Origin of the sequence: Streptomyces sp. NPDC058964, assembly GCF_042741275.1 — a bacterium.
Lineage (GTDB): Bacteria > Actinomycetota > Actinomycetes > Streptomycetales > Streptomycetaceae > Streptomyces.
This window is the reverse complement of sequence record NZ_JBHYKH010000271.1, coordinates 1-11,981: the sequence shown is the minus strand read 5'-3', so window position 1 is coordinate 11,981 and position 11,981 is coordinate 1. Positions and strand designations below refer to the sequence as shown.

Sequence of the window (11,981 nt, the reverse complement as noted above, 5' to 3'; positions counted from 1 at the left end):
GCAGACGGCACCGGGGCCCCGCTCCCGCCAGTGGGGCGGCCCGGCGGTGCAGGAGCACCGCCCGGTCGAGATCATCGCGTCGGCCGAGGACGCGGAAACGGGTGCACAGCGCTTTGCCCAGGCCGGACAGAACGGTGCCCAGCCAGGGTCCGTCATCGGCGCTGATCGCGACGGCGGTATCCAGCATCCGGATCGTCTCGTCGAGATCGCGCTGATTGCCCGACTGTCGTGCCCTGGTTTCCAGCAACCACGCCAGATTGGCGATGATCCTGGTGGCGTCCGGATGATGAGTGGGCAGCAGATCGACCGCCCGCCTCAACGCCCCGATCGCTTCGTCCAGGTCGGAGGAGAGGCCCATGGCTTCATAGCGGGCGCCGAGGGCCACCGCGAGATTCGTCAGATGGGCACTGAGATCGGGGGACTCCGGCACGAGCCGCGACACGGCGTGGCGGGCGAGGCCGATCGTCTCCTCGAGGCCGGCCCGGTCACCATCGGCGTGGAACTTGCGGATGAGAGCGCCGACGAGCAGCAGACGGAGCGTGGACTCGTCGGCCGGGTCGGCCGCCAGGGCGGTTCTGAGGAGCGCGATCGCCTCCTGCAGGGAGCCGAGGTCACCGTTCAGGTCGTGTCGGTGCAGGAGCGCGTCGGCCAGTTCCGCCGGTGACCCATCCCGCAGGCTTTGGACCAACTCGTCCAGGTCGCCCGGTTCCCCGGACCGTAGCCTCGGATCGACCGACGGAACGGTGCCGGTCCCCGGATGTGGCCGCGCCCCGGTGATGGAGTCGTCCGAGGTGATCCGGTTCGGTGAGTACAGATCTCCCCGGCTCGTGCGGATCCTGACCGGCCCGGAGCCCACCGCGACGCTCACGATTTCCCCGTCGTGCAACTGCACCGGTTGCTGCTCGTCCGCGCCGTACTCGACCTCGATGATCCGAGGAACGGTGTCGGGCACCGCGATCGCGGTCACCCCGGGCCCGTGTGGGGCGCCGAGATACAGCTGGTCGCCCTGCCAGAGCACCCGCAGTGCGGTGTCGTGGGCGAGAGCTCCGCTGATCGCCTCCACATCGGCCATGGTCACGTCGGCCGCCGAACCGACGGCGGGCCGTACCGGGGCGTACTGGCCGGCGACGCTCGCCAGCTGCCAGGCGGCGGTCGTCGACAGTACCTCGGGCGGTAGCCGTCTCCAGGCTCCCACCGCCCATTGCGCGATACCTTTTCGATCTTCGACGACCAGCGCGCGCAGTGCCTTTCCCAGCTCCCGGCCGAGGACGGCTCGGTCACCTTCGCCGCTGACCGCAAGCCAGGTCAGTCGCTCCTCCAGGAACAAGGTCGGGGACATGTCGGTGTGCGCCATCGACACGATGTCCCAGACGGGAAGGGCGCGGCCTTGGGAACGTGCGGCGCTGAGCAGGTCCCGCAGCGCCGCACGGAGCCTGGGCAGGATCTCCGGCCGCAGCACGAAATAGCTGGGGCCGCGGTGTGCGACCCAGTCACTGGCCCAGAGGTCCGCCTCGGCCCCGACTTCCATGCGGGGGAACAGCCGCAGGCGGGCGGCCCTGAGCAGGCCCGGCTCGATCCGGGTCGCGATGCTCAGTACGGTCGCCAGGCGGACGGCGTCCGGCGAGGGGCTGGAGAGCAGGTCGACGTCCATCACGGACGCCTTCGCGCGTCGGCGACCGTGGTGACGCGGTCCCAGGTGAGGATCCGAATCGGGGTCGAGGCCGACCAAGCGGGACGGCGGTCTGACGGGAAGGGAAGGAAGGCGACCAGTTCCCCCTGTGCTCGCGTCACCTGTTCGGCGAGGGCGAGCCAGTCTTCCGGCCGGTCCCGGCGTTCGTCGGGCCGGCTGCCCAGACCGAGGTCGGACAGGAGCAGTACGGTGAATCCGCGCTCCGGCCCCGGGTAGGGCCGCCAGCTCCACCGTCCCTCGGGGCCGACGCCCAGTGCGGGGGTGGTGGCGAAGTAGCGGAACCGCACCGACTCCCGGCCGGCTACCTCGACGATCCGCCGCATGACTTCCTCCTGGTCGCGGCGGAAGGCCAGCATGCCGGGCCCGAGGTCGACGAGGACCTCCACCCCGTGTCGCAGTGTGAGGATGGGCTTTCGGGGTATCCGTGCGACGGGCCTGCCGCGCGACAGCGACTGGATCAGCGGCGCGGGGTCGATGTCGCCGACGTGTTCGCGGCGGCTCAGTGCTCCTTGCAGGATGGCGGCCGCCGATCCGGGAGCGAACAACGGCGGCAGGGGCACGGATGCTTGGGCGTGCGCCGGTTCGACCCGGGCCAAGCCCTCTCCGGACAAGGTCGCCCGCTGCCTGTGCACCGCGCCCACGGGCCGCAGCAGTGGGACATCGACGGTGGACGGTACCGTCGGTGGTCTGCCCCGTTCGGGCGACGGTCCGTCGGCATGCCTGTCCACCGGCCCCGCCGTCGAAATCTCGACGGGGCCGTCGGCGAGCAAGAGCGGCTGACGGTCGGTCGGCTCCGTGGCGGCGGCACCGCCCGGGATCAGCCGAAAACCGAGCAGCCTCGCGATCGCGATCTTGTCGGCGCCCGGCTGGGCCGCGTCCAACGCCCGGACCACATCACCGATCCAGATGTCACCCCTCATGGCTGTCGTCCTCGGGTCGCCGTGGTTTCACGAGGGTGAGCTTCCGGACCAGTTCCCACCGATCGTCCTCGCCAGGAACGATCCCGAGTCCCAGGCATGCACGCAGCGCATCGAGGTACTCGGCGGTGCTGGGCGCCCGCCCGGCGCCGAAGGCGGCCTTGTCACGGGCGGCGATCAGTTCGTCGGCCAGCAACCGCGCCATGCGTTCCTCACGCGCTCCGAACGAGCCCGCAGCATGGGTCAGGTGGGCGCGGGCGATGGTCAGGAGTTCTTCGGCTGATGGATCGGGCAGGTTCGCCACCACGCAGCGCCGCAAGAATGCCTGGGGCAGCTCGCGCTCTTCGTTGGTGGTGATCACGATCAGCCGTCGGGGGCGGGGCTCGCTCTCGGGGTCCTGGGCGCTGATGAACTTGCCGGTCTCGGTGACGGTGAACTCGCTGGAGCCGAGCGGGATCAGCAGTCCGTTGGGGACATCGGGATCGGCTTTGTCGATCTCGTCGATCAGGACCACGGCGCTTTCGGGAGAGCGGTCTCGGTTGATCTGTCGCAGAGGCAATGCTGCCTGCTGGAACCCTTCGGGCAGCGGCAGGTCGCGGCCTCTGCGAGCCGCCGACTCCGGTGCGAACGCCCACCACAGGACCCCGGGCACGACATATCGGTGATCATCGAGCTCGGCGCCGTTGCCGAGTACCTGCGCGTCCGCGAGCCGGCGGACTGCGTCGAACGACCACAGCAGGTCGTTGGTCTGGGTCCGGGAGGTGACGACATGCTCGTAATAACGCCACCCCCGGACCCGCGCGATGTACGGGGCCAGCGACGACTTGCCGGAGCCGGGGTGGCCACGCAGTAGCAGAGGCCGCCCGGTGGCCAGCGCGACGTCCACCGCGAGGTCGAGTTCGGGCGAGGTCACATAGACGCGGCCGTCGCGTGGATCGGCGGCGGCCGGACCGACGAAAGAGCGGGCCTCAGGCATGGCTGACTTCTCTCATCCGGTGACTCTTTTCACGATCTTGGCGAGTTTCTGACGGCTCCGATAGGCGTCGAGCTCGACGTCCTCGGCCATGGCGGGCAAGACGAGCACCCCGTCCCTGCTCGCGGGTATCGACGCGGGCAGTTCCCGTCCGGTCAGCGCGACAACGATGAGATCGGGCAGCAGGTCGTGCGCCTTCTCGAGGCATCGCAGTGCGGCGGAGAGTGGCAGCTGCTGCACATCGAAGATCAGGAAGTAGAGCAGGCCGTCCGGCTTGATCCTCGACAGCGGGGTCGACGGCGGGCAGCCGTACAACTCAAGCAGTTTCTCCGTCATCGCCTTGGGGAGATCGGATGCCGTCTCGTCGATGGGGATCGCGCCGAGACGCTCGTCCATGGCTCCATAGGGCGGACGGCAGGTGGCGCGGTTGATGTAGTCCTCAGCGGTCTCCGGCCACTCTGCATTCAGCAGCAGTGTCCGGCGAGTGGACCCGCGTCCGGGCAGCAGATCCCTGGCCGTGGCGACCTTGACCCAGGCCGGCTGCACATCTTTGATCAGTCGTTCGAGGCGGTCTTTGGACAGGGCGTCCGAAAGGACGCCGACCGCCGGGCACAGGCTGCCGGACAGCTCGGAGTCCAGCAGATGGCTGGCCATGAACCGGCCGCCGATCGGCTGCGCTGCCTGGAGCGCGTCGTCCTCGCGCATGCCGAGCGCCCGTGCCGCTCGGAGCATCACGTCGGCAGATCGTACGTCGAGCAGGTGCTGGCTGATCCGTCCGAGCCAGGCAGCCATCGGATCGTCCCGGCCGGCGCTCGACGACAGATCGGGGAACCGGTCGATGACCTGGGTGGCCATCTCCGCGACGGTCGCCCTGGCCGAACCTCTGGCAAGCTCGATGGACTCCAGGTCCGTCAGCCCTGCCGCGTCGATCGCGTCGGACTTCAATCCGCCCGTGAGGATGGGCACCACCTCCAGGTGACTCCCCAGTGCCCTGCGCCACATCAGGATGTCCATCTCTCGCTGGACCCAGCGCGAAGCCAGGGCCTTCTCTGTGAGGAGGAGCACCGCGGCGTCGCAGGTGGCGAGCCATTCGTAGAGCTCGGTGCGCCACTCGGCCCCGGGCTTCAGGCCGTCCAGGTCGAGCAGGACGTCGTAGCCCTTCGCCTTCAGCTGACGAAAGATCTCTCTGCGCAGGTTCGCAGCCTTACGGTCACCTTTGGAACTGTGGCTGATGAAGACCTTCAAGAGGCAGCCGTTTCCTGCTGGGCCGCCTCGGCCGTCCATTTGGCGACCCAGGTCGAGTTCTGTGTTGAGATGACCTGCTCACAGCGGGCGATCAGGTCGGGCAGGTCGGCACCGGAAACGTTCGCGCGGGCACGAAGCCGGGCGAGCTCGCCGCTGGTTCGGGAGTACTCCAGGTGCAGGAACTCAAGGCGAGTGGAGGCCAAATGGGCGGTCACGGCCGCCGCCACCGTCGTCACGACTCCGACCCAGATCGTCGCGGCCGTCAGGCCGGCGGCACCGAGTGCGGCAAGGACTGCTCCAGCCAGGCCGAGGAACAGCTCGGCGCGGCGCGTCCACGCAAGGCGCCGGGACGCCCGCAGAGCTGCGGGCCGGTAATAGTCGTGGATCTGACGGTCCACGCGCTCCGTGAAGTAGGACTCCGGGCCGGTGACCGCGGGCAGTGGCCGGACGCGAGGGGCGACCCTCAGAGTATGACCCGACAGGTCGCCGGCCGCCCCGAGGAGTTCGTCGGCGCGGTCTCGGAGCAGTATGTCCCGGTCCGGCCCGGTGAACGGGGTGGCACCGGCCAGATATAAGAACACGTCGGACTTGCACGACTCGGACATCGCACGCATCCGCACCCACTCTTCGACGGCTTTTCCGGCCGAGCCCCGTCGCGCCAGCGGGGTGACCGCCACTCCCACCGCGGCGGCCACGGCGAGCCAGCGCGCGACACCTGGATGGTCGGATCCCAACTGTGCCGAAAACGCGCCCAGTACCGCGGCCGCAACGCCCAGCCCAAGGACAAGGGTGAACGACCGGCTCACAGATATCTTCGCGTGGCTGGCCGCTTGCGACCACACCGACTGCTGCTTCCAGATATCTTCGACCACCTCGCAGCTCATTCGCTGATTGTCAGATACCGGATGACGCCTCCGAAGGTGTTCGGGAAGATTGGGTGAGATCGTCTGTTCCTCGGATCAGCAGGCGTTGAGGCGCGAGGTACGCCGGCGGGCGCGGCTCGCCCGAGGCGTGGACGTGGTCCAGTCAGGTCACCGCTTCCACCAGTGGTCTCCCTCCGCGAGCGGGAGAGGAGATCGATCCGGACGGGGTGGTGGTCCGCCGGCCACAGTCCCTGGCGGCGGTCTTGAGGGTGCCAGTGGCGAGGCAGGGTGGCCGGCCGTCGGCAGCACCTATAGCGTTGCGGTGTGGATCAGGATGAACGGTTGCTTCACGCCGCGTCGTTCGGCGTAGCGGCGGTCGCGTACGCCGCGCACCGTCCGGACTACGCGCGGGCCGCGATTGGCTGGGCGCTTGAACCCGCGCCGGGTCCGCGCGTGCTCGACCTGGGCGCCGGAACCGGCAAGCTGACTGCCACGCTGGTCGCGCTGGGTGCCGAGGTGATCGCGGTCGAGCCCGACCTGGCGATGCTGACCGAGCTGCGCCGCTCGCTGCCCGCTGTCCGTGCCCTGCCGGGCAGCGCCGAGGCGATACCACTGCCGGACGCTTCCGTCGATGCCGTGCTGGCCGGCAACGCCATGCATTGGTTCGACATGGCCGTCGCGGGACCCGAGATTGCCAGGGTCCTCGCGCCCGGCGGCATCCTGGCCGGCCTGTGGAACCTCATGGACGACGGGGTCGAGTGGGTTGCCGGGCTCGCGCGGGTCGGCGGGAGCGCGGCCATCGGCCCGCGTGACACGCCCACCAGTTGGCGCGCCGAGACGGCCGACGCGCACCTTCCCAAGACGGGTGCGGCCGCCCGGTTCGGTTCGCCGGAGCAGGCCGAGTTCCCGCACGGTCAGCGTCGCACCGCCGACTCCCTCGTCGCGACCCTCGCCACCCGCGCGGGGGTGCTCGTCATGCCGGAACGGGAACAAGAGGCCGCGCTGAGCCGGATCCGCGCATACCTGGCGAGCACACCGGAGACCGCCCGCGGCGAGTTCACGCTACCGATGCTGACCGGCGTGCTGCGCGCCCGGCGGCTGTGAAACATCACGACGACACCCGAGTCCGACACACGACCGCAAGCTCGCGGGAGCTGACCGTGATGAGCGTGTCGACGGGGTGGAACACGGTCGGGTCGCATGCGCACAACTGGCTTGGCCTCGTAGCAAAATCATCCCAGGGGGGATCATGCGCATCCGCATCACCATCGCGGCCGTCACCGCCGCGCTCGCCGTCACGCTCGTCGGCTGCACCGGCGAAGACAGCAGCTCAGACAAGGCCGCACCCACCAAGGGCGGCACGCCGACGGCGTCGAAGTCCGTGGACCACAGCGGCGCCGAGAAGGCGGCCGGCGTCCCCGCCAAGCCCGACGCCGCCAAGCGGGCCGAACTCATCAGGGCCCTCGGCGCCATCGACCCCGCTCTCGTCGCCGACGAGGACAAGGCCGTCGTGAACGCCCGCAACCAGTGCTCGACCATCAACGGCGGCGGCAAGGCCGACATGACAGCCAGGGCACGCTTCTCCACCGGCGACCACAGGGTCACGGACAAAGAGGCCAGGCAGATCAACGTCGCCGTGCTGAGCGTGCTCTGCCCCCACTGACCCACCCATCGGGCCCGGCCGCGCATGAGCGGGGCCGGGCCCTCGCGTGCAGGAAGGCGGCCATGTGCGGTCGCGCTCACCTCGGGGACGGCAAGCCTGTTGAGCCCGCTCGCGGTGTCCAGGTCCACGCCGTGGCGCGAAGGCGAGACGGCGAGGCCTTCGCAAATCCACAGCGACCGAGAGCGTCGAACGAGCCGACCCGGGCTGGTCCCCGAAGGGCTGTCAAACCGCTGCATTTTCGGGCCGTTGGGGAGAAGGCAGCGCAGTGCGCAGGTGTCTGCGGGAGCTGACTCCGAGCTTGGTGAAGACGTTGCCGAGGTGCCACTCCACCGTGCGCGGGCTGATGAAGAGCTGAGCGGCGATCTCGGCGTTGGTATTGCCGTCCTTGGCCAGCCTGGCGATCTGTGCCTCTTGGCTGGTGAGTTCGTCGAGCGCGCCCACCGTCCGCTTGCGTACGGTCTCGCCGGTAGCCAGAAGTTCCCTGCGGGCGCGTTCGGCGAAGCCGTCGGCTCCGATGCGGTTGAACACCTCGTAGGCGCGTCCTAGCTGCGTACGGCTCTCCTGGCGACGATTGCGGCGGCGCAGCCACTCGCCGTACAGCAGACGGGCGCGTGCCAGCTGGACCATGATCCGGCAGTGCCCGAGGTGTTCGATCGCCTCCTGGTGGAGCGCATCGGCGGCCTGGTCGTCGCTCAGCAGCGCGCGTGAGCAGGCCCCGACGCCCAGGGCCCATGCGGTTCCGCTGGCGCGGGTGCGTTCGGTGAGCGTCTCCAGCGCCGCCGCGGCGGTCTCGGGCTGCCCGCTGCGTGCCGCGGCCTCGATCAATTCGGCCAGGGCCCAGCCGAAGACCCCCAGGTCCTCGTACCGGCATGCGCGCGCCGCGGCCGGCAGCGCGGCTGCGTAGCGGCCGAGGCCGTTGTACAGCAGCGCGGTTGCGCACTCGGCGAGGGCGAGAGAGCGTCCCTCCCCCCGGGCGCGCACTTCTTCGATGGTGGTGCTGATGAGGTCCAGTGCCTGGGATTCCCGGCCCCGCCATGCGGCGAGCACGAGCGACGAGTACATCATGGGTACTCCGCCCGCCGCCTCCGAGATCGCCGTGGCCTCGTCGATCAGAGCCGCTGCGGTGTCGAGTTCGCCGGCTTGCACCTGGAAGCACGCCTGGTAGCTCAGTGCCCTCGGGAGGACGGCGAGCGCCCCCGCATCGCGGGTGCGGGTGACCGCGCCGGCCGCCAGCTCGTACCAAGCGTCGTCGTCCCACAGTTCCGGTGCGAGTGGCTCCGGTGTCACGCGGCTCGCCAGCCACAGCCAGCGCATGTCCTCGTCCGCCGCGCCCGGCTTCTGCTCCTGCCGGACGGCATGCTGTGCGCGCCGCAGACAGTCGACGCTGGCAGGGTAGCCGTCGATGATCCGGCTGACCACGCTGTCCAGCAGGACGTCGACGGTCCGCGGCGTCGTCGGCGGCGGCGGGCCGGCCCGGGCCGCCTCGGCCACCTCCCGCTGCCCGGGTCCTTCGCTCAGACGGCCGGCGAAGATCGCCGCGCCGACCGCTTCCAGCAGGGTGTCCCGGGCGAGGGTGGCGTCGAGAGGCGCCGGCCGGTGTGCGGCGTCGAGCAGGAGCCGGGGCGCTTCGTTGCCGCGTACCTGGGAGAACACCAGCCGGGCTCGTAGCCATTCGAGTCTTGCGCGCTGCAGGGCGTCGAGGGGGCCGGCCTCCGCGACCGCCAGCAGGTTGTGGGCCTGGTCGGCTCCGCCGGCGTCGATGTGGGCTTGAGCGGCGGCCAGGGCGCGGGTGACACGGCGTGCGGGATCGGGGGTAAGTTCCGCCGCGCCCTGCAGGAACGAGGCTTCTGCGGCGACTCCTCCCCTGCCTCGGGCTCGGCCGGCTGAGCGCTCCAGGTCGAGGGCGACGCTCTCGTCGGGACTGTCGGCGGCGTGAGCGCGATGCCACGCCCTGCGATCCGGATCACGGTCGGGATCGATGGCTGCGGTCAGTGCTCTGTGTGCCGCCCGGCGGTCCGGTGCGGCCGTTCTGTGGTAGATGGCCGAGCGCACCAGGGGGTGGTGGAACCGCACTGTGGTGCCGAACTCGACGAGTCCTGCGGCCTCGGCAGGCGCTGCGGCGTCGGGCGGTATCTGCTGCAGACCGGCCGCGCGCCGCAGCAGACATGCGTCTCCGGTCGGCTCGGCCGCAGCGGTCAGCAGGAGCCGTCTGCTGTCCTTGGGGAGTGACCGGAACTGCTGGTAGAAGGCGTTCTGCAGGCAGCTTGCCAGGGGGCGCCTGCTGGAGAGCCAGAAACCGCCCGCCAGCTCCGCGGGCGCACGGGGCAGATGCAGCAGGGCCATCGGGTTTCCGTGGGCCTCGGCAACGATCCGGTCCCGTACCAGCGGGTCGAGCGGTACACGGACGGCCGAGGCCAGCAGGGCACGGGCGTCGGGCTCGGTGAGACCCTCGACGAGCAGCTCCGGAAGTCCGCCGAGCTCTGGATCGCCATCGGACTCCCGCAGGGCGAAGATCAGAGCCACCGGTTCGGCCATCAACCGCCTGGCGGCGAAGGCCAGAACCTGGCGGGACCCTTCGTCGAGCCACTGCGCGTCGTCGACGAGGCAGACCAGAGGCCGGTCCTCGGTGGCGCTGGCCGGCAGACCGAGCACAGCCAGCCCCATCAGGAACCGATTCGGCGCCTGGCCCTCCCGCAGTGCGAACGCGACGGAGAGGGCATCGCAGGCGGGACAGGCACCGCCCCCTTCCCCGCAACCACCGTCAGCTTCCCGGAGGGAAGCACCCTGGCAGTGGGCACCAGCGCACTCGCCGACGAGGTCTTGGCGGCAACCGCTCCCCTGCGCCCGCTCCTGGACGGCGCCGGCACAACGCCCCTGCCGAACGTGCGCGACAGCATCACGGGCGCGCTGACCCAAGGCAGCCGGACCGGCGAGCAACTGATGCTGCTCGCCCGAACGAAGGCGCTGCCCGCCGGCCAGGTACTGACCCGCACCCTTCCGGCAGGCCCCCAGGCCGCGCCGATGGCCCGGCAGGCAGCCCGCCGCCAGCTGAAGGTCTGGGGAGTGGACGACGAAACCGCGTACACCACCGAACTCATCGTCAGCGAGCTGGTCGGCAACGCGGTCCGCTACGGCTCTCCGCCCATGCAGCTGCGCCTGATCCACGATCGGATGCTGACCTGCGAGGTCAGCGACGCCTCAGCCAGCACTCCGCGGGTGAAGCACGCACGCATCATCGACGAAACCGGCCGAGGGCTGTTCATCATCGCGAGCCTTGCCGACCAGTGGGGCACCCGCTATCAGACACAGGGAAAGACCGTCTGGGCCCAGCAACCGGCATGCGCACCGACCACCCCGCACCCCCCTGGCCCCCCCCGGCATGAAGGAGTGAGGTCAGTTTCCGCCGCACGGCAACGGCGGGAGGTGACTGGAGTCTTGGGGCGCCACGACCCGGGGAGAGCGGCGTCCGGGACGAGCCTGCGCTCCAGGCTTTCCTCGTCCCCCATCCGGTGGTGACCATGACCGGAAGCGTGGTCAACACCAGTCCGCCGACCAGATGGCTGCCATAGCGCAGCACCCCGGAGGCCGTCGGCGGAAGGCCCTGCGGGCCTGGGAGGGCATGGCCAACTGCAGTCGCAGCGAGGCGTCACGCACCGTGGGCGTGGCAGGGAGGACCCAAGGGCCGAAGTGCGCTCTTCCGGCCTGGTCATTGAGCGTCGACGCCGTCGTGATCACGGAAACCGTGCCTGCGCCTGGCTGTGGGCGTGAGGGGCGTCGGCCCTGTTCAGCGCGTGCGTGTGCGCGGCTCGTGCCGATGCCGCGGCGCGCAGGACTCTCTGGTGATCAGTTGGTTCACCAGGAAGGGCGACGACTCTTCAGCTGTCGGCGCACAAGGGACCGGCGGTTCGGCCGGTCCGCGGCTTCACTCAGATCCTGGGCACGGTGTCCGTAACGGTGACCACCTCGGTGGCGGGCACTTCATGACCGTCATCGTCGAGGAACCCCACGTGTACGGGCCGACGGGTGGACCGCGTCCGCCGCAACGCGGAGGGGCCCGACGGGCGTGGACGGTGGACGTCGCCCCACTGCTGGAGCGCAGCCAGCACCACGCGCAGGTCGCGCCCCGCCTCCGTCAGGTGGTAGCTCTGCCGCGGCCTGCTGCCCGGCTCCTGGTAGGCCTGCGTCTCCAGAACGCCGGTCTCGACAAGAAGCTTGAGCCGGGAGCTGAGCAGATTCGTTGCGATACCCAGGGATGACTGGATCTCGGCGAACTTGTGCTTGCCGGCGAAGATCTCGCGGAGCACCAGAAACGACCAGCGTTCGCCGAGAATCTGCAGACTGCGTTCTATGGAGCAGGCCGGCTCGTCGTTCATGGGATCCGACCACTGCCGTCCGGTCGACACTGTCCACCTCCCACACGGTGCCGGATGCCACATATGCCAACGCGGCACAGTGCACGTAAGAACCGTACCCGCCTGAGTTGCATCTTGCAATTCAGACCCTGCGATCGAGTCCACCTGACTTGCAAAATTAAATCCAGACGCTACAGTCGGAGTCGCGAGCGGCGTACCGCAGACGAGCCGCTCGCCGAAGTCTGATCGCGGGACGTCATTTCCGGATGGTGCGGCAA

9 protein-coding genes and 1 pseudogene are annotated in these 11,981 nt (G+C 69.8%); 3 read left to right on the top strand and 7 right to left on the bottom strand.

Annotation, left to right across the window (positions count from 1 at the left end; genetic code table 11):
- From ACFW2E_RS28365 to ACFW2E_RS28345, 5 genes and pseudogenes are all read right to left on the bottom strand, one after another.
- Positions 1-1,651: pseudogene (locus ACFW2E_RS28365) on the bottom strand (hypothetical protein); the annotation flags it as partial.
- On the bottom strand, positions 1,651-2,610 hold the full coding sequence (locus ACFW2E_RS28360) for a hypothetical protein (RefSeq protein ID WP_384469908.1): 960 nt from the start codon (positions 2,608-2,610) through the stop codon (positions 1,651-1,653). The gene ACFW2E_RS28360 and the pseudogene ACFW2E_RS28365, both read right to left, overlap by 1 nt.
- Positions 2,600-3,583, bottom strand: coding sequence for an AAA family ATPase (locus tag ACFW2E_RS28355; protein WP_384469907.1), 984 nt, complete (start codon positions 3,581-3,583; stop codon positions 2,600-2,602). Before ACFW2E_RS28355 ends, ACFW2E_RS28360 begins: the two co-directional genes overlap by 11 nt.
- 12 nt (positions 3,584-3,595) lie before the next feature.
- Positions 3,596-4,825, bottom strand: coding sequence for a toll/interleukin-1 receptor domain-containing protein (locus ACFW2E_RS28350; protein WP_384469906.1), 1,230 nt, complete (start codon positions 4,823-4,825; stop codon positions 3,596-3,598).
- Entirely contained in the window at positions 4,822-5,709 is an 888-nt protein-coding gene (locus ACFW2E_RS28345) for a DUF4231 domain-containing protein (RefSeq protein WP_384469905.1), read from the bottom strand. Before ACFW2E_RS28345 ends, ACFW2E_RS28350 begins: the two co-directional genes overlap by 4 nt.
- Positions 5,710-6,012: 303 nt before the next feature.
- On the opposite strand from ACFW2E_RS28345, the gene ACFW2E_RS28340 reads away from it, so the two are divergent.
- Together ACFW2E_RS28340 and ACFW2E_RS28335 are read left to right on the top strand one after the other, a co-directional pair.
- Positions 6,013-6,792 carry a class I SAM-dependent methyltransferase gene (locus ACFW2E_RS28340; RefSeq protein WP_384469904.1) on the top strand — a complete coding sequence of 260 codons (780 nt, stop codon included), beginning with the start codon at positions 6,013-6,015 and terminating at the stop codon, positions 6,790-6,792.
- Between the two features lie 145 nt (positions 6,793-6,937).
- Entirely contained in the window at positions 6,938-7,351 is a 414-nt protein-coding gene (locus ACFW2E_RS28335; protein ID WP_384469903.1) for a hypothetical protein, read from the top strand.
- A 222-nt stretch (positions 7,352-7,573) separates the two neighbouring features.
- Here ACFW2E_RS28335 and ACFW2E_RS28330 read toward each other — a convergent pair whose 3' ends face one another.
- Positions 7,574-10,015 (bottom strand): LuxR C-terminal-related transcriptional regulator, encoded by a 2,442-nt coding sequence (locus tag ACFW2E_RS28330; protein WP_384469902.1) that lies wholly within the window; start codon positions 10,013-10,015, stop codon positions 7,574-7,576.
- A gap of 126 nt (positions 10,016-10,141) precedes the next feature.
- Here ACFW2E_RS28330 and ACFW2E_RS28325 point away from each other — a divergent pair, with 126 nt between their 5' ends.
- Entirely contained in the window at positions 10,142-10,867 is a 726-nt protein-coding gene (locus ACFW2E_RS28325) for an ATP-binding protein (protein WP_384469901.1), read from the top strand.
- Between the two features lie 410 nt (positions 10,868-11,277).
- On the opposite strand, the gene ACFW2E_RS28320 is transcribed toward ACFW2E_RS28325, so the two are convergent.
- A complete protein-coding gene (locus ACFW2E_RS28320) occupies positions 11,278-11,724 on the bottom strand; it encodes a winged helix-turn-helix transcriptional regulator (RefSeq protein ID WP_384469900.1) in 447 nt (148 codons plus the stop codon).
- Positions 11,725-11,981: the final 257 nt, after the last annotated feature.